This window comes from Phenylobacterium sp. FG114, assembly GCF_057809855.1.
In genome coordinates this window covers 81,675-98,747 of the sequence record NZ_JBMDKU010000016.1, presented here as the reverse complement: position 1 = coordinate 98,747, position 17,073 = coordinate 81,675, and the positions used below count along the sequence as shown (strand labels likewise).

14 protein-coding genes are annotated in these 17,073 nt (G+C 70.9%); 7 read left to right on the top strand and 7 right to left on the bottom strand.

What is annotated here, in order from left to right; genetic code table 11:
* The first annotated feature begins 8 nt into the window (after positions 1–8).
* The 3 genes from ACODSY_RS22710 (at position 9) to ACODSY_RS22700 (ending at position 3,454) form a co-directional block, all read left to right on the top strand.
* Positions 9–680: a bifunctional 4-hydroxy-2-oxoglutarate aldolase/2-dehydro-3-deoxy-phosphogluconate aldolase gene (locus tag ACODSY_RS22710; protein ID WP_488954172.1), complete on the top strand. Its 672-nt coding sequence runs from the start codon at positions 9–11 to the stop codon at positions 678–680.
* A complete protein-coding gene (locus ACODSY_RS22705) occupies positions 681–1,751 on the top strand; it encodes a PfkB family carbohydrate kinase (RefSeq protein ID WP_488954171.1) in 1,071 nt (356 codons plus the stop codon).
* 71 nt (positions 1,752–1,822) lie between these two features.
* Positions 1,823–3,454, top strand: coding sequence for a Na+/H+ antiporter (locus tag ACODSY_RS22700; RefSeq protein ID WP_488954170.1), 1,632 nt, complete (start codon positions 1,823–1,825; stop codon positions 3,452–3,454).
* Between the two features lie 20 nt (positions 3,455–3,474).
* Here the strand turns inward: ACODSY_RS22700 and ACODSY_RS22695 are convergent, their stop codons facing one another.
* Together ACODSY_RS22695 and ACODSY_RS22690 are read right to left on the bottom strand one after the other, a co-directional pair.
* The gene (locus ACODSY_RS22695) at positions 3,475–3,639 is read right to left on the bottom strand and encodes a YdcH family protein (protein WP_488954169.1); all 165 of its coding nucleotides are present in this window, start codon (positions 3,637–3,639) and stop codon (positions 3,475–3,477) included.
* A 116-nt stretch (positions 3,640–3,755) separates the two neighbouring features.
* Positions 3,756–5,333, bottom strand: coding sequence for a carboxylesterase/lipase family protein (locus ACODSY_RS22690; protein WP_488954168.1), 1,578 nt, complete (start codon positions 5,331–5,333; stop codon positions 3,756–3,758).
* 86 nt (positions 5,334–5,419) lie between these two features.
* Between ACODSY_RS22690 and ACODSY_RS22685 the strand changes: the two genes are divergently transcribed.
* Both ACODSY_RS22685 and ACODSY_RS22680 read left to right on the top strand, forming a co-directional pair.
* Positions 5,420–7,027, top strand: a complete 1,608-nt coding sequence (locus tag ACODSY_RS22685) for a pectate lyase (RefSeq protein WP_488954167.1) — start codon at positions 5,420–5,422, stop codon at positions 7,025–7,027.
* Between the two features lie 35 nt (positions 7,028–7,062).
* Complete coding sequence (locus ACODSY_RS22680; RefSeq protein WP_488954166.1) at positions 7,063–7,497, top strand: hypothetical protein; 435 nt, start codon at positions 7,063–7,065, stop codon at positions 7,495–7,497.
* On the opposite strand, the gene ACODSY_RS22675 is transcribed toward ACODSY_RS22680, so the two are convergent.
* From ACODSY_RS22675 to ACODSY_RS22655, 5 genes are all read right to left on the bottom strand, one after another.
* Complete coding sequence (locus ACODSY_RS22675) at positions 7,494–8,057, bottom strand: response regulator transcription factor (RefSeq protein ID WP_488954165.1); 564 nt, start codon at positions 8,055–8,057, stop codon at positions 7,494–7,496. The two genes, ACODSY_RS22680 and ACODSY_RS22675, sit on opposite strands and share 4 nt — an antisense overlap.
* Positions 8,045–9,379 carry a sensor histidine kinase gene (locus ACODSY_RS22670; RefSeq protein WP_488954164.1) on the bottom strand — a complete coding sequence of 445 codons (1,335 nt, stop codon included), beginning with the start codon at positions 9,377–9,379 and terminating at the stop codon, positions 8,045–8,047. Before ACODSY_RS22670 ends, ACODSY_RS22675 begins: the two co-directional genes overlap by 13 nt.
* Before the next feature lie 146 nt (positions 9,380–9,525).
* Entirely contained in the window at positions 9,526–11,064 is a 1,539-nt protein-coding gene (locus ACODSY_RS22665) for a cation:proton antiporter (RefSeq protein WP_488954163.1), read from the bottom strand.
* Entirely contained in the window at positions 11,061–12,332 is a 1,272-nt protein-coding gene (locus tag ACODSY_RS22660) for a flavin monoamine oxidase family protein (protein WP_488954162.1), read from the bottom strand. Before ACODSY_RS22660 ends, ACODSY_RS22665 begins: the two co-directional genes overlap by 4 nt.
* Before the next feature lie 49 nt (positions 12,333–12,381).
* Positions 12,382–13,362 (bottom strand): alpha/beta hydrolase, encoded by a 981-nt coding sequence (locus tag ACODSY_RS22655; protein WP_488954161.1) that lies wholly within the window; start codon positions 13,360–13,362, stop codon positions 12,382–12,384.
* Positions 13,363–13,410: 48 nt separating this feature from the next.
* On the opposite strand from ACODSY_RS22655, the gene ACODSY_RS22650 reads away from it, so the two are divergent.
* Both ACODSY_RS22650 and ppc read left to right on the top strand, forming a co-directional pair.
* Positions 13,411–14,382, top strand: coding sequence for a DUF885 family protein (locus ACODSY_RS22650; RefSeq protein WP_488954197.1), 972 nt, complete (start codon positions 13,411–13,413; stop codon positions 14,380–14,382).
* Positions 14,383–14,395: 13 nt separating this feature from the next.
* Positions 14,396–17,053: a phosphoenolpyruvate carboxylase gene (gene ppc, locus ACODSY_RS22645; RefSeq protein ID WP_488954160.1), complete on the top strand. Its 2,658-nt coding sequence runs from the start codon at positions 14,396–14,398 to the stop codon at positions 17,051–17,053.
* Positions 17,054–17,073 lie beyond the last annotated feature (20 nt).

Here is a 17,073-nt window from a genome sequence, read left to right as displayed (position 1 = left end):
ACCGCCTGATGGCCCGTGATCGCCTCGTCGTGCTGAACGCCATGATGGACCAGGGGGTGATCCCGGTCTTCTACCACCCGGACCCCGAGGTCTGCGTGAAGGCGATCCAGGCGTGCGCCAATGGCGGGGCCAAGTGCATCGAGTTCACCAACCGCGGCGACTTCGCCAGCGAGGTCTTCCTGGAGGTGACGCGCCACTTCGCCAAGACCGACCCCAGCGTGATCATGGGCGTGGGCTCGATCGTGGATGCGCCGACCGCCGGGATCTACATCGCCAACGGCGCGAACTTCGTGGTCGGTCCGCTGCTGAACCCCGACGTGGCCAAGGTCTGCAACCGGCGCGTGATCGCCTATTCGCCGGGATGCGGCACCGCCAGCGAGATCGGCCAGGCCCAGGAGCTGGGTTGCGAGATCGTCAAGGTGTTTCCCGGTGGCTCCGTGGGTGGTCCCGAGTTCGTGAAGGCGGTGCTGGGGCCGATGCCCTGGACCAAGGTGATGCCGACCGGCGGCGTGGACGTCACCGAAGCGTCGCTGAAGCCCTGGTTCGACGCCGGGATCGTCGCCTGCGGCATGGGCTCGAACCTGATCACCAAGGCCCTGCTGGACGCTGGCGACTACGCGGGCATCGAGGCCCGGGTGCGCGACACCGTCCAGCTCATCAAGAAGATCCGAGGGAAGTAGATGGCCGACGCGGGGCTCGTGATCCGGCCGGCGGCCGAGTGCCGCTGGGACTGCGCGGCCCTGGGCGAGGTCATGCTGCGCTTCGACCCCGGCGAAGGACGCGTGCGCAACGCCCGCAGCTTCCAGGTGTGGGAAGGCGGCGGCGAGTACAATGTGGCGCGCGCGATGCGCAAGGCCTTCGGCTTGCGCGCTACCGTGGTCACGGCGTTCCCCGACAACGACGTCGGCAAGCTCGCCGAGGACCTGATCCTGCAAGGCGGGGTCGACGTGAGCCACGTGATCTGGCGCGCCTATGACGGCGTCGGCCGCAACACGCGCGTGGGGTTCAACTTCACCGAGCGCGGCTTCGGCCTTCGGCCGGCCCTGGGCGTCTCGGACCGGGGCCACTCGGCCGCCTCGCAGATCGCGCCGGGCGAGGTGGACTGGGATGCGCTGTTCGGCGACGAGGGCGTGCGCTGGTTCCACACAGGCGGCATCTTCGCGGCCCTGGCGCCCCGGACGCCGCAGGTGGTGCTGGAGGCCGTGCAGGCCGCGAAGCGCCACGGGACGGTGGTGTCGTTCGACCTGAACTATCGCGCCTCGCTCTGGAACGCCCTGGGCGACGCCAAGTCGGTGCAGGCGATGAACCGCGAGATCGCCCGGCACGTGGACGTCATGTTCGGGGATCCGTCGGGCTTCAGGGCATGCCTCGGCTACGAGGCGCCGGCCGACTTCCCGGCGTTCGCCCAGGCGGTGGCGGGCGAGTTCGGCTTCAAGGTGGTGGCCAGCACGCGGCGCACCGCGCAGTCGGCCAGCGCCAACGACTGGGGCGCCGTCCTGTGGTCGGTGGGCGAGGTGGTGAGCTCGGTGACCCGCGAGAACCTCGACATCCTCGACCGGGTAGGGGGCGGCGACGCCTTTGCGTCCGGCGTCGCCTATGCGTTGATCCAGGGGCTGGGACCGCAGGCGGCCGTCGACTACGGGGCGGCGCACGGGGCGCTGGCCATGACCACGCCGGGGGACGCCTCGATGGTCGACGTGCGCGAGATCGAGGCGGCGATCGGGGCCACGGGGGCGTCCGTCATCCGCTGACGCAACCGTGACCGCCGTCTGGGCTGACGCAGGGTCGAGTCTGCTATCAGCACCTCACCCGAGGAGGCGCCTTGAGTTCCGTCGTCACGATCCTGTTCCTGTTGTTGGCCGTCGTGGTCAGCGGCTCCCTGGCGCGCCTCACGCGCCTTCCGCTGCCGCTCGTGCAGATCGTGCTGGGCGCCATGATCGCGCTGTCGGTGGTGCCGACGGTCGAGCTCGAACCGGACCTGTTCTTCCTGCTGTTCCTGCCGCCGCTGCTGTTCCTGGACGGCTGGCGGATCCCAAAGGACGACCTGCTGCGCGACCGCGCCACGGTGCTGGAACTGGCCATCGGCCTCGTGATCCTGACCGTCGTGGGCGTGGGTTTCCTGATCCATTGGCTGATCCCGGCGATGCCGCTGCCGGTGGCCTTCGCCCTCGCCGCGGTGGTTTCGCCCACCGACCCGATCGCGGTCTCGGCCATCGCCTCGCGCACGCCGCTGCCCAAGCGGGTCATGCACATCCTCGAGGGCGAGTCGCTGCTGAACGACGCCTCGGGGCTGGTCTGCATGCGTTTCGCCGTCGCCGCGATGCTGACCGGGACGTTCGTGGTCCAGGAGGCGCTGGTGACATTCGCCTGGCTGGCGCTGGGGGGCGTCGCTATCGGCGTCGCGGTGACCTGGGCGGTCTCGTTCACGAAGCAGTGGATCACCAATCGCCTGGGCGAGGACACCAGCGCTCAGATCCTGATTAGCCTGCTGATCCCCTTCGGCGCCTATATGCTGGCCGAGCACTTCCATTGCTCCGGCATCCTGGCCGCCGTGGCGGCGGGCGTGACCATGGGGTTCACCGAACAGAGCGGCCAGGCGCTGGCCGTGACGCGGGTCCGCCGCGCGGCGGTTTGGGATGTCGTGCAGTTTGCCGCCAACGGTGTGATCTTCGTGCTGCTGGGCGAGCAGATGCCCGGCCTCTGGAATGAGGCCAGCCAGACGGTCAGGGCCACGGGCCATGCCGAACCCTGGTGGCTGATCGTCTACGTGCTGGCGATCAGCACGGCGCTCGGCGCGATGCGCTTCGCCTGGGTGTGGGCGTCGCTGCGCCTCACTCTGTTCAGGGCGCGGCGGCGCGGTGAGCGACCGCCGAAGGTGAACTGGCGGCTGGTGGCGGCCATGTCGCTCGCCGGCGTGCGCGGCGCGATCACCCTGGCGGGTGTCCTGACCCTGCCGTTGACGCTTAATGACGGGACGCCGTTCCCCGCCCGCGACCTCGCCATCGTGCTGGCGGCCGGGGTCATTCTCTTCTCGCTTGTGGTCGCCAGCGTGGGCTTGCCCCGCGTCCTGCGCGGGTTGGAACTGCCGCCCGAGCCTTCGCGACAGATCGAGATCGACCGCACCCGGCTGGCCGCCGCCCACGCCGCTATCCAGGCGATCGAGGACGAACAGCACGCCCTAGGCGCGGGCCAGGCGGACGCCGACCTCTACACCGAGGCGTCGGTACGGATCATGGAGCTCTACCGCGCGCGTATCGACGGGCGGCTCGAGAGCCCCGAGTCCGCGTCGCTTCAGCGGAAGCTGGAAAAGGTAGAGCGCCAGCTCCGGCTCGTGGGCCTGAGGGCCGAGCGGGACGAGATCTACCGGCGCATTCGGGCGCGCGATATCGAGGACGAGCTGGGCCGCAAGCTCGTCCGCGACATCGATCTGATGGAAGCCCGCTACACGGGCTGACGTCAGGCGGCCCCTCTCCGCTAGGGCGCTTCCGCCTGGAGGATTTGCTCCTTCAGCCTGAGCTTTTGCCGCTTGAGCGTCCGCAGCGCCGTCGCGTCCGACTCGGGCCGGCGTTGCTCGTCGCGGATCTGCGCGTCGAGTTCGCTGTGCTTGCGGGTCAGTTGCAGGACGTGGGCGCTCTTCATCGGGCTTGCTTCCTTGGCCGGCCGCCGCACCATCGCGCCGACGGGCAGGAGAAGGTTGCGCCCGGAAGGTGGGCCAAAGATTGACGGCCGGCGGCTGCGCGCTCCTGCCGCAGGCCCTACGTCCCGGCCTGGACGAAGGGGACCTTCTCGAACAGTCGGCGCTCGGCGCCGCGGGGGTCGTCGACCGGTTTCGACGGCGTGTCGAACACCATGGTCTGGCGCCGGGGCAGGCGGTAGGGGGCCCAGCGGGGGATCGCCCTGCAGTTCGGGTCGCCGGTTTTCGCGAAGGCCAGGAACGCCTCGCTCATCTGGTCGGCCATGGGCTGAGCGGTGGGGCCGATGGCGGTGGCGCCGGGCTTAGCGATGTTGTCGAAGACGAGCTGGATGTCGCTGGCATGTGGGGCGCCGAACTTGCCGCCATCCTTGGGCGTCGCCCAGTCGAGCTGGTAGGCCCAGGTCGGCGCGCCGGACTTGGCGCGTTCCTCGGCCTCGATGATCGCGCCCCGCCAGGATCGGGCGGCGGTGGTGGCGGCGAACATCACCTCGGAGGGTGAATATGTTGGATAGAGCCGGCGGTACTCGTCGATCACCGTCGCCGGGTCGATGTCGACCCGCATGTTGGCCTGGTTGAGCTTGGCGGGGAGGGAGTCCCACGTGAGCGCGAAGTTGGCCGGATCGCTGCCCAGGAAGGCCCGGGTCTCGTCGTGGGTGTTGCCGATGATCATGGGAATCTTCGCCGACTGGGCCGGGGCGTCGGGATAGAACGGGTGGCGCTTCAGCGAGCGTTCGTCGAGCACGGGGCCGAAGTAGAGGCCGCCGAAGCCCAGGACCGGGTCCTCGGCGCTCAGCGCTTCGACCAGCTTGTCGACGGGCAGGGTGCGCGTTTCGGCGGCTTGCTCGGGCTTCAGTTTGAGGGCCTCGAGCCAGGCCAGGGTGCGCTGGGTGGCGTTGCCGGGGCCGGAGGCGGTCACCTGCTGGCCGCTCATGGTGGCGGCCCGGTGGAAGAGGCCAGCCGCCGCGGGCGTGGCCATCATGGTGGCGATCTTGGCCCCGCCGCCCGATTGGCCGAACACCATGATCTTGCCCGGATCGCCGCCGAAGGCCGCGATGTTGTCCCGAACCCATCGCAGCGCCAGGATCAGGTCGAGCTGGCCAGCGTTGCCGCTGTCGGCGAGCTCGGGGACCAGGCGGGCGAGGTAGGCGTAGCCGAAGGCGTTCAGGCGGTGGTTCAGCGTCACCACCACGACGTCGCCGCGCTTGCAGAGCCGCACGCCGTCGTAGAGCGGCGACGAGCCGGAGCCGTTCGAATAGGCCCCGCCATGGATGTAGACCATGACCGGCCGTCGGCCCGCGTCGAGCGCGGGCGTCCAGACGTTCAGGAACAGGCAGTCCTCGCTGGTCTTGCCGGCGTTGCGGTCGCGCTGGGGGCTGGCGGCGCCGTAGCCGGTGGCGTCGGCGACGGCAGACCAGGGCGTGGGAGGAGTAGGGGGCTGGAAGCGGCGGGGCCCCGTGTCGGCGCCGTACCGGACGCCCCGGAAGGCAAGGATTCCGTCGTCGACGTAGCCCCGGACCGGGCCGTGCCGCGTGGTCGCGACGGGGGAGGCCACGGGCTGGGCGGCGCGCGCGCTCCAAGCCATCGCGGCCATGCCGAGTCCGGCGGCGACGGCGTCGCGCCGGGTAAGCTCACAAACCATCGAATCCGCCCTGTTTTGACCTTTTGAGCACTATGACACCGGTAGCAATTTGCGCTACACCCATCGCAACGAAAGAGGAAGCGGGCATGTTTCGGGGCGTTTTCGCCGGTGTCGTCGGCGCGTTGGTGTTGGCTTTCGCGGCGCCCGCCGCAGCCCAGGCCCCCAGCCGGGACCAGACCCTGGCGGCGATGAAGACCGCGACGCGGTTCATGGTCGAGAAGGTGGCCTACAAGGGTGGCTACGTCTGGTCGTACACGGCCGACATGACGCGGCGCTGGGGCGAGCTGGAAGCCAAGCCAACGATGATCTGGGTGCAGCCGCCCGGCACCGGCACCATGGGCCACCTGTTCCTCGACGCCTATCACGCCACCGGCGACGAATATTACTACCAGGCCGCCGAGCGGGCGGCGGAGGCGCTGGTCTGGGGCCAGCACCCCAGCGGCGGGTGGCACTACATGATCGACTTCGGCGGCGAGGCGTCGCTGAAGGACTGGTACGCCACCTATGGCCAGAACGCCTGGCGGATGGAGGAATTCCAGCACTACTGGGGCAACGCCACCTTCGACGACGCCGGCACATCCGAGGCCATGCAGTTCCTGCTGCGGCTCTACGTCGAGAAGCGCGATCCGAAGTGGAAGCCGGCGCTGGACAAGGCGGTGAACTTCGTCCTGGAGAGCCAGTATCCGATCGGCGGCTGGCCGCAGCGCTATCCCCTGAAGAACGAGTTCAGCCACCACGGCAAGCCGGACTACACCAGCTTCATCACCTTCAACGACGACGTGGCCGGCGAGAACATCAAGTTCCTGGTGATGGTCTACCAGGCGCTGGGCGACACCCGGGCGCTGGAGGCGGTGAACCGGGCGATGAACAGCTTCATCGTGACCCAGCAGGGCCAGCCGCAGCCGGGCTGGGGTCTGCAGTACACGGTGGCGGACCTCAAGCCCGTGGGGGCGCGGACCTATGAGCCGACGGCGCTGGCCACCCACACCACCGCCAACAACGTCACCCAGCTGATGAACTTCTATGAGCTGACCGGCGACACGAAGTACCTCGCCCGCGTGCCCGAGGCGCTGGACTGGCTGGACAAGGTGAAGTTGGCGAGGCCCCGGCCGGACGGGCGCACGCACCCGACCTACATCGAGATCGGCACTGATCGGCCGATCTACGTCCATCGCCGCGGCTCGAACGTCGTCAACGGCGAGTACTACTGGGACTATTCGGACCAGAAGACCCTGGCCCACTACGGCGCCTGGCGGAAGATCGACGTGGCGGGAATGCGCGCCCGCTACGAGCGCCTGCGGAAGACCAGCCCGGCGGAGGTGACGAAGGACTCGCCGCTGCTTGCCAAGGGCCTGGTCCCGCTGCCGAAGTACTTCGCCACGCGCGACCTGGAGACCTCGGACCTGAACATAAAGGCGCAGAAGGGCGCCGCGGTGACGGGCGAGGCGGCGGACAAGCTGATCGGCGGGCTGAACGCAGAGGGCTACTGGCCAACCCCGCTGGTGGCGACCAGCAACCCCTACACGGGCGCGACTCCGCCGGCCAAGGCCGACAAGGACTATTCGACCACCCATGTGGGCGACGCGACCGACACCTCGCCCTATCCGACCGACAAGCCGGCGCTGGGGATCTCGACGGGCGCCTATGTCCAGAACATGACGACCCTGATCGACTATCTGGACCAGGCACGCTGAAGGCGTAGGCTCCGGTCCATACCGGAGATTCCAAGATGCGCGTTCGTCTGACCTTGGCCGCCCTGGCCGCAGCCCTCGTCGCGGGCGGGGCGGTAGCCCAGGTGGTGAACCACGACATCGCGGTGCAGGCGCTGATGGTCACCGCCATCGATCCGGCGGCGAAGGCGTTCTGGGCCGGGGGGAACGATCCGCCCGAGGGCGAGACGCCCGCGCAGGCCGAGGCCCGCTGGGCGGCGGCGGTCGTGGGCGCCCAGACGTTGCAGGCGAAGAGTCGCGACCTGATGGCCCATTCCCGACCGGGCCGCTGGAACGCGTTCGCCCAGATGCTCGCGGACGGCGCCGTGGCCGGCGAAGCGGCGGCGAAGGCCAAGGACGTCGACAAGGCCTTCGAGATCGGCGGCGGGCCGATCTACGACGCCTGTAACGGCTGCCATAAGGCCTACATCCCGAGCCCGGCCCGGCTGCCTTAGACCATCCGCGCGCGCTGGGCTCGGGCGACGGCGTCCGTGCGGTTCACGGCGCCCAGCCAACTGGTCAGGCGCGCGACGTGGATCTTCACGGTGGCCGGCGCGATGCCCAGCTGCAGGGCGATCTCCTTGTTGGTCAGTCCCTGGGCCAGCAGCTCCAGCACCTGTCGCTGCCGGGCGGGCAGGCGCGAGGCTTGCCGACCTTGGAGCGCCGGCAGGGCCTCGGCGATCGCCTCGATCAGGTGTTCGGGGTCATCGTTCTTGGACAGCGCCACGACGCCGAGTGCGCGAACGGCGTCCAGCAAGGCCTGATCCGTGAAGCCCGTGACCACGAGGATCGTCGCATCGGGCGCCCGCGCGCGCAGTTCCTCCAGGCCCGCCAACGGCTCGGCGCCCGGCATGCCCAGATCGACCAGGGCGAATTGCACGTCGCCCTCGGCCGCCTGCCAGGCCGATGGATAGTCGGCGGCCTCGACGATCGTCAGGTTCGGCCAGCGCGCGCGGACCGCGCCCGCCAGCGCCTCGCGCATCAGCGGATGGTCATCGCAGATCAGGCCGCGCATTTCACGCCGTCCGTCCGCTCGCCGCGCGGGAGCCGGATGTAGAAGGCCGCGCCACGAGTCACGCCGCCCCGCGCGCCGCACTCGCCGTCCATCAACGCCACCAGGCCCCAGGTGGACGCCAGACCCAGCCCGAAGCCGCCGCTCTGTCCGACGTGCGCGCCCTGTTCGAACGGGCTGAAGATGCGCGCCTCCTCGCCGAGGGCGAGGCCCCGACCGTCATCGACGACCCAGATGACGGCCTCCGAGCCCCGCACCCGAGCCCCCAGCACCACGCGGCGGCCGCCGGAATGGCGGAGCGCGTTGGCCACCAGGTTCTCGATCGCCCGCGTCAGGAGCGCGGGGTCCGCCCGCAGGCCGACGCTGCGGCCGACGACGCTCAGGTCGATCGCAGCGGCGGACGCCGCAGGCTGCTGGGTGAGCAGCACGCGGTCGAACACCTCGCCGGCGGTGAGCGTGGCCACCTTGGCCTGGATGGCGCCGCCTTCGAGCCGCAGATGCTCCAGCATCGCCGCGACCAGCGAGCGCGCCGCGGTGAGCGCCTCGCGCAACCCGCCGATGAAGCGGGTTTGATCGGCTGCCCGCGCCCCGGGTTTCACCTGGCCGAGGAACAGGGCCGCCGCCTGCAAGGGCTGCTGCAGGTCGTGCGAGGCGGCGCGGATGAAGTGGGTCTTGGCGTCGCGCTCGCGCTCCAGCACCACCAGCGCGGCCGCCAGCTCGCGGCGCGCCAGGTCCGCCGCCGCGCGTGCAGCCGTTTCCTTGACCACCGCCTGACGGACGAAGCGGCGGATGGCGATGAGCGTCGCGCCGAACATCAGCAGGAACAGCGACAGCGGCACGGCGTAGGGCGGCTGGGCGACGAGCAGCCACGACATGAGCGCGCCGAGCACCATAACCACCGCGCTACGCAGCACCTGGGTAGCCTCGGTCGCCGCCGCGAACTGGATGATCAGGTACCAGGCATAGAGGACCAGGAGCAGCGCCCGCAGCTCGGGTCCGGCGACCGGCAGGAAGACCCAGACGCTGCCCGCGGAGGTCGCGTTGCAGAAGACCATCGCGGCCTTCGCCCCGGGGATCCAGTGCTTCAGGATGGCTTGGTCGCTGGGCGGCCGCAGGATGAACCGCAGCCATGCGGCCAGCCAGCCTGTCAGGAACAGGCTGATGGCCGATAGCCATAGGGCGAAGGGCAAGGGATGCGCCTTGCCGGCGAACTCGACGGCCAGAAAGGCGGTAATGGCCGACAGGCCGGCCCAGGCGGCCACGCTGCCCCTCAGCTCGGTGCGCGTCTCGGTGACGAGGATCTGATCGCGAACTTCCGCGTCCACTTCCGAGACGACTCCACGTGGGAGCGAGACGATCCGAGAGGGGGCTTTCCCTGTCAAGCGAAGCACTTAGCGCCGAATCCTTGGCCTTGGTCGCCCTTCGGTAGGATGATGCGGTCTAACGGCGGATGAATTCGGTTCGCCGGCGGTCAGCTCTCCTCGATCGTCTGGCCGGACTCCCCGACGAGCGCCACCTCCGAGAAGTCGAGTTCCTCTTGCAGCGACAGGAAGGCGTCGGGCCCGATGCGTTGTTCGATCCTCAGGGCCTCGAGGCGTTCGCGTTGCGCGCGGATCGCCTTCAGGCCCAGCCGTCGCTTCTCGGGCAGCCCGGGATCGCCCGGGGACAGCGCGGCGGCCCGCACGGTCTCGAACCCGTAGCGCCAATGCTCGGCGGCGGGCCCGGCCTTGCCGTCCAGCACGGCGAGCGCCACCGACGCGAGCGACGCGCGGGCCTCGGCGAGTTCGTCGCCAAGGCCGTCCTCGCCGTCCAGCTTGAGCAGCCGCACCAGCGGTCCAAGGGTCAGTCCTTGGAGCACCAGCGTCGCGAGCACGACCGCGAAGGCGGTGAGCACGATGAGGTCGCGCTGCGGGAACGAAGCCGGCAGGGCGAAGGCGGTCGCCAGGGTCACCAGGCCCCGCATGCCGCACCAGCCCACCAGAAGGCCCTGACGGAGCGTGGCCGGCGGGCTGTCCCCCCGCACCGCGCGGAAGCGACGGGCCAGGACGTTGTACAGCATCACCCAGGCCATCCGCACGCCGACGATGCAGCCGATGACGGCCAGGGCGAAAACGGCGGCCTCCTGCAGTCGCGCCGGTTCCATGGCGCTGACGATCGACCGGGCCTGGAAGCCCATGAGCAGGAAGGCCAGCACGTTCAGCAGGAAGACCGCGCTCGTCCAGACGGCGAAGCTGTGGATGCGCATCCGCGGCGGCGTCGTCAGGCCGGCGGTCCGGGCGATGGTCATGGCGAAGGCGACCAGGCACAGCACCGCCGACAGGCCCAGCCGCTCGGCGATGATCCAGACCCCGAAGCAGCTCACGAATTCCAGCAGGTTGCCGCCGAGCGTGCCGGTCACAAGCGGCGTGAGGTAGCGGAACAGCTTCGCGATGACGTAGCCCAGCAGCAGTCCGCCGGGCGCGGCGAGGCCCAGGTGGAGCGCCAGGCTGGCGTCGATCCCTTCCCGGGTGTGCATCGCGGTGGCCGCACTGAACAGCAGCAGGGCCGTGGCGTCGTTGAGCAGGCTCTCGCCCTTGAGGACCGTCACCGAGCGGCGCGGCATCTGTACGTCGTTCAGGATCGCGGTCGCGGCGGCCGCGTCGGGTGGGGCGACGATCGCACCGAGCGCGAGGGCCGCGTAGAGCGGCAGTCCGGCCATGGCGACGCCCAGCCAGGCCACGGCGCCGGCGCTCAGCAACACGGCCAGGACCGCGAGCGCGAAGAGCGGACGCCAGAACCGGCGTATCGCCTCGACGGGGAAGTCGAAGGCGGCATCCACCAGGGCCGGCGCGATGAAGAGCGCGAGCGCCATGTGCGGATCGAGCGTGATCGGCGGCGCGCCGGGAACGAGCGCCAGCGCGACGCCCGCGGCCGCGAGCATCGTCGGGTAGGGGATGGTGAGCCGGCGCGACACCTGCAGCAGCAGGATCGCCACCGCCAGCAAGACCAGCAGGCTCTCGAAGAAGCTCATGAGCCGGCCTTCGGCAGGCCCGCGTCGATCCAGTCGGCGGCGGCGAGGCCGGTCTCCCAAGCCCCGTGGGCCGTGGAATAGTCGTGCGCCGAGCAAGCCTCCCCGGCGAAACAGAGCCGCGGGCTGGGCGCGCGCGCCAGGACGGCGCGGGCGTCGGCGTATCCGGGCAGGGCGTGGCTGTAGGACCCGAGGACCGTCGGTTCCTGGCCCCAGCGGGTGACCGCCAGCGGGGTGAGCGCACGGACGAAGTTCGCGCCCAGCAGGTCACGAAGTTCGCCGCTTACGAAGTCGATGGCCGCCGCGTCCCCCGCCGCCTCCAGGTCGCGGGCGAGGCCGCCGCCCAGGAACGCCTCGATCACCGGGCGGCCGAACGGGCGCAGGTAGTAGCTGCCCGTGCCGGCGCGATCGAGCTGGCCGAGGAGATGCGACTCCGCTGGAACCGCATCGACCTCCGACAGGGCGAGGAAGACCTTGTTGTCGAGGCCGAGCGGCAGGCGTGACGCCGCGTGCAGGTGGTCGTCCAGCCCGGTCGAAAAACGGATGTCGCCTCGGGCGAGAACGTTGCTGGAGACGGAGACGATGGCGGCCCCGGCCCGCACGGTCCCTCGGTTGGTCTCGACGAGGACGCTGTCGCCCTCGGCGATGGAGCGCACGCGGGTGTCGAGCGCCGCAGGTATGCCCTCGCCAAGGTCGGCGAGGAAGGCGCCGTAGCCGGACGGCAGCCGCCAGTTGGCCTCGCTGGCCGCGTCGTCGTAGGCGAGGAAGTCTCGAACCGAGAGCTGGTCGAGCTCCACGCCGTTCAGGAAGCCGCTCAGCCCGTCGAGGAAGGGCCGCCATGGGTCGTCGCGGGCGACGGCGTCGCCGGCCCGATCGCTGGGCGGCGGCGCGTGACGGAGCCGTTCGCCCAGGCGCTCATACGCCGCCCAGGCCGCGCGCTGGTCCTTCTGGGGAAAGTCGATGTCGTGGAGCTGCCGCCGCCACGCGCCCTCGCTGCGATCCAGTGTCCGGCCCCGGCCCTCGGCCAGCGCGGCGAGGGGATTGCGCTCGGCCGAGTGGAGCCAGCCGCAGCCGAGGTCGAAGGGGTGGCCCTGCAGCTCGATGGTCCAGCCCCGGCCGCCCAGCCGGGGCAGCGCCTCGAGGACGAGCACCGAGCGGCCCCGCTCGATCAGCCGGCGCGCCGCCGCGATCCCCGCCGCGCCGCCGCCGACGACGGCGACATCCACCTCGCCAGGCAGGCTGCGCGACGCTGTGGCGGAGGAGGCGGACATGGGCGAGAGCACGCCTCAGCTTTAGCGCAAACGCAACCGTGGGCGAGGGCTAGCCCAGCCAGCCGCGCCGGGCCGCCCAGGCCACGAACAGTTCGGGCCACGCACGCGCCGGCTTCCCGCGCGCGAGCCAGATGCCGAAGCCGTGGCCGCCTTCCTCGAAGATGTGCGCTTCGGCGGCGACCCTGGCGGCGCGCAGGGCGGCCAGATGGTTCAGGCTGTTCTCGACCGGCACCGAAGGATCGTCGGCCGCGTGGACGAGGAAGGTGGGCGGCGTCTCGGCGGTGACCTGCCGATGGGGCGAATAGGCGGCTTCCGTCGCGGCTGTCGGCCGGGCGCCCAGCAGAGCGGTCCGTGAGCCCTTGTGGGCGTAGGGCAGGGACATGTCGATCACGGGGTAGAGCAAGGCCGACAGGTCGGGCCGGGCGGAGAGGCGGTCCGCGTCGTCGACCGGCGCGTAGACCTCGCGCGCATAGCCGGTGGCCAGGCTGGCGGCGACGTGGCCGCCCGCTGAGCAGCCGAGGGCCGCGACGCGCTTCGGATCGATGCGCCAGCGCTGGGCGCCGGCGCGGACCACACGCATCGCCCGCTGGGCGTCCTGGAGCGGCACGTCCGACGCTTCGGCCCAGCCCTCGGCCGGGAGGCGGTAGCGCAGCACGAAGCAGGTCACGCCGGCGGCGGCCAGGCGGTGGGCGATTTCGAAGCCCTCCTTGTCGATGACCACGCGGATATAGCCGCCGCCCGGCGCGATCAGGCAGGCCGCGCCGTTGGGCTTCGCCGGGCGGAACACGGTCAGCAGCGGCTCGCCGATCCCGGTGACGATGCGGTCCTGGAAGCCGCTTTGCGGCCGCCGGTCGACGACTTGCTCGCGGGGCAGAACCGTCAGGGACCCGGGCGGCTTGCCGGGCCACAGCCTGACGATCTCGGAGGGATCCGCGGGCGGCTGGGTCAGGTTCGGCGCGAGGTCCATGGCGGCGGCGGTCGCGGGTGTGGCGGCGGCCAGGGTGAGGAGGGTCCGGCGGTCGAAATCCATGATGACACCGGTATCATTCGTCCATTTCGTCGGCTAGACACACCGTTGATGTGGATCCGACGCACCGTGCTGACCTCAGCCGCCGCGCTCCTGGCCGGCCCGAGCTTGGCGGCTGACTATGCCGAAGTGCTCGCCGGGGCCTGGGGGGCGCCGCTGGACCCGCTCGCAGCGCACCGGCGGGCGCTCGTCGAGGCGCGGCGGCTGCACGGGCGCGCTGACCGGCTCCTGCGAGGGCAGGGGCTCGGCCAAGGCAGCGTGGCGGAACGGCTGCGGGCGCTGTTCGCGGACGAACGTCATCTCTACCCAGATGACGGCGCCGGCCGCGATCGGGCCGTGGCCGACATGAACGCGCGGCTGGAGGCCCTGCGCCCCCGCCTGGCCAGCGCGTTCGGCGGCCTGGCCATTCCGCGGGCCGAGGTGCGCCGCATGTCGCCGGCCGACGAGGCGCGTGGGCGAGGCGGCTATCGCGAGCCGCCCGCCTACTATGTGGACCTGAAGGCGATCCGCGAGCGGCCGACGTGGACCCTGCCCAGCGTCGCGTTCCACGAGACGGTCCCGGGGCACGCGTTGCAGGCGACGCTTCAGTCTGAGGATCCGGCGAAGCAGCGGTGGTTCGGCGTCTACTCGGAGGCCTGGGCCACCTATGCCGAGCAGCTGGCGCGGGACCTCGGCGCCTACGCCCACGACCCGCTGGGCGAGCTGGGCTATCTGCACTGGCGGCTGTTCCGGATGGCGCGGGTGGTGGCCGATACGGGGCAGGGTGCGCTGGGCTGGAGCCTGGACCGCGCCGTGGCGGAGGTGAGCGCGCTGCAGGGCCGGTCCATCGCCTTCGTAGAGATCGAGGCCGACGCCGCGAGGATGCGCCGGCAACCCGCTGTTTTCGCAGCACAAGGGATGGGCGCCCTGGAGATCGCGCGCCTGCGGCCGGCGCGTTCGGCGCAATGGGCGGGGTTTCATCGCGCGATCCTGGCTGACGGACCCTACCCTTGCGGTATGTTGCGCGCCGTTTTGCGTGCCTAGCGGAGTCGGACCGATGATGGATATGCGGGTCGCCCCGGTCCCGGAAGCCGCGGCGGGGGCCTCGGTCCACTACCTGACCGCTCTCCTGGAAGACGTGATCCGCTACCTCGACGGCGAGGACGCCGCGGCCCTGGTGAGCCGGGCCCGCGACGTCGCCCGCCAGGATGACGAGGAGGCGCTGGAGGCCCTGTTCTCGACCCTGCGTCCGGACCAGGCGGTCTATCTCGCGCGCGCCTTCACCTGCGCCTCCCTGCTGTCGAACCTGGGCGAGGACGTCGCGGGCCGGCGACGCTCGGTGGAGGCGGAGATGGAGGCCGGCGCGCTGCCGAACACCCTGGTCGATGCCGCCGAGCGGCTGGGGCCGAAGGCGGCGGGGCGGATCGTGCCGCGCATGGCCGTGGCCCCGGTGCTGACCGCGCATCCGACCGAGGTGCGTCGCCGCGCCGTGGTCGAGCGTGAGGCCGAGATCGCGCGGCTGATGTCGCTGCGCACCCATCACCTCCTGCCACATGTGGAGAAGCGGCTGCGCGAGGACCTGTTCCGCGAGGTGGCGCTGCTCTGGAAGGCGCGGATGCACCGGCCCGATCGGATCAGCCCGGCCGACGAGATCCGCAATTCGCTGGCGATCGTGCGCCGCTCGATCCTGCCGGCGCTGTCCGAGCTGTACGACACGTGGAGCGAGCGGTTCGAGAACGCGACGCCGCTGACCCTGGGGTCCTGGCTGGGCGGCGACCGCGACGGCCACCCGGGCGTGACCGGCGAGACGCTGCGGCTGGCCATGCGCTCGCAGGCGCGGCTGATCCTCAACCACTATTCGGACGAGGTGCGCCGGCTGTGGTTCGACCTGGCGATCAGCATGGACCTGACACCCGCCAGCGCCGGCGTTCTGGCGCTGGCCGACGCCTCGCCGCACGCGGGCAAGGACGACGCGCACCGCAAGGACGAACCCTATCGCCTGGCGCTGCAGGAGATCTGGGACCGGTTGTCGGCCACGGCCAACCGGCTGGCGGGCGGATCATGGCCCACGGGGTCTCCGGCCTACGAGGCGGCGGCGGATTTCGTGGCCGACCTGGAGACCATCCGCCAGTCGATCCGCGCGCACCTGGGCGAACGCGTGGTGGGGGGCCGCCTGCGCACCCTGATCGCGGTGGCCAAGGCCTGCGGCTTCCACCTGCTGTCGATCGACCTGCGCCAGAACGCCGACGTGCACGAGCGGATGATCCACGAGCTGTACGTGCGGGCGGGGGTCAATATCGACTACCTGGGCTCGGACGAGGCCGAGCGGGTGCGGGTGCTGACCAAGGAACTCAGCCACGACCGGCCGCTGCGCTCGCCGTTCCTGGACTACAGCGAAGAGACCATGCGCGAGCTGGGCGTGCTGGACGCCGCGGCCGAGGTGGTGCGCCTCTACGGCGAGAAGGCGCTGGGCGCCTACATCATCTCGAAGACGGCCACATTGTCGGACGTGCTGGAGCCGCTGGTGCTGCTGAAGCAGGCGGGCCTGGTGCAGGGCGGCGACAAAGGGCGCAGCGCCATCCGCATCGCGCCCCTGCTGGAGACCATCGGCGACCTGGAGCACGGGCCTGTGCTGCTGAAGGAATGGCTGTCGCTGAAGCTGCCGCGCGAGATGTTCGGCGAGCCCAAGTGGCGCGAGGTGATGCTGGGCTATTCCGACAGCAACAAGGACGGCGGCTACGTCGCCTCTCGCTACAACGTCACCAAGGCGGCGGCGGTGCTGCAGGCCCAGGCCCAGGCTCGCGGCGTCGACCTCTGGTACTTCCACGGCCGCGGCGGCTCGGTGGGGCGTGGCGGCGGCCCCGCGGCCCAGGCCGTGATGGCCCAGCCGCCGGGCACGGTGAAGGGGCGGCTGCGCCTGACCGAGCAGGGCGAGATGATCTCGCGCCGGTTCGGCGACCAGCCGACGGCGCGGCGCAACCTCGACAGCCTGACCGCCGCGGTGGCGATGGCGAGCAACACCGAGGCCGCGCCGGCCGAGGCGGGCTCGGCGTTGCTGGAGACGCTCAGCCAGGCGTCGTTCGCGGCGTACCGCGAGCTGGTCTACGAGACGCCGGGCTTCGAGGACTTCTTCTGGGGCGTGACCCCGATCGCGGAGATCGTGGGGCTGAACATCGGGAGCCGGCCGGCCTCGCGCACCGCAAGCCGCCGCATCGAGGACCTGCGGGCGATCCCGTGGGTGTTCTCGTGGTCGCAGGCCCGCTTCATGCTGCCGGCCTGGTACGGCTTCGCGGGCGGGGCGGCGAAGGCGGGGCTTTCGGCCGAGGACCTGAAGGCGCTGGCCGACGACAACCTGTTCGCCTCGATGATCTCCAACATGGAGGTGGCGCTGGCCCAGTCCGACATGGCGATCGCGGCCAAGTACGCGGCGCTGCATTCCGGCCCCGAGGGCAAGGCGATCTTCGAGCGGATCCGGGCCGAGCACGAGGCGGCCTGTGGCCTGGTGCTGGCGATCCGCGGCGGCAGCCGCCTGCTGGACAACCATCCGCAGATGGCGGAGTCGGTGGCGCTGGCCGCCGAGGTGGTGGACCCGCTCAACCACCTGCAGCTCGAACTGCTCGCCCGGCGACGCGGCGGGGCCGACGACCCGCAGCTCAAGCTGGCCATTCAGCTGACGGTGGCCGGCGTCGCCTCGGGCCTCAGGAACACCGGCTAGTCGCCACATCCGCGCCGTGA

Excerpts from the sequence above, each read along its gene's own strand:
- ACODSY_RS22710 (WP_488954172.1), top strand. The coding sequence starts at position 9 with ATGGCCCGTGATCGCCTCGTCGTGCTGAACGCCATGATGGACCAGGGG.
- ACODSY_RS22705 (WP_488954171.1), top strand. The coding sequence starts at position 681 with ATGGCCGACGCGGGGCTCGTGATCCGGCCGGCGGCCGAGTGCCGCTGG.
- ACODSY_RS22695 (WP_488954169.1), bottom strand. The coding sequence starts at position 3,639 with ATGAAGAGCGCCCACGTCCTGCAACTGACCCGCAAGCACAGCGAACTC.
- ACODSY_RS22690 (WP_488954168.1), bottom strand. The coding sequence starts at position 5,333 with ATGGTTTGTGAGCTTACCCGGCGCGACGCCGTCGCCGCCGGACTCGGC.
- ACODSY_RS22685 (WP_488954167.1), top strand. The coding sequence starts at position 5,420 with ATGTTTCGGGGCGTTTTCGCCGGTGTCGTCGGCGCGTTGGTGTTGGCT.
- ACODSY_RS22680 (WP_488954166.1), top strand. The coding sequence starts at position 7,063 with ATGCGCGTTCGTCTGACCTTGGCCGCCCTGGCCGCAGCCCTCGTCGCG.
- ACODSY_RS22675 (WP_488954165.1), bottom strand. The coding sequence starts at position 8,057 with ATGCGCGGCCTGATCTGCGATGACCATCCGCTGATGCGCGAGGCGCTG.
- ACODSY_RS22665 (WP_488954163.1), bottom strand. The coding sequence starts at position 11,064 with ATGAGCTTCTTCGAGAGCCTGCTGGTCTTGCTGGCGGTGGCGATCCTG.
- ACODSY_RS22660 (WP_488954162.1), bottom strand. The coding sequence starts at position 12,332 with ATGTCCGCCTCCTCCGCCACAGCGTCGCGCAGCCTGCCTGGCGAGGTG.
- ACODSY_RS22655 (WP_488954161.1), bottom strand. The coding sequence starts at position 13,362 with ATGGATTTCGACCGCCGGACCCTCCTCACCCTGGCCGCCGCCACACCC.
- ACODSY_RS22650 (WP_488954197.1), top strand. The coding sequence starts at position 13,411 with ATGTGGATCCGACGCACCGTGCTGACCTCAGCCGCCGCGCTCCTGGCC.
- ppc (WP_488954160.1), top strand. The coding sequence starts at position 14,396 with ATGATGGATATGCGGGTCGCCCCGGTCCCGGAAGCCGCGGCGGGGGCC.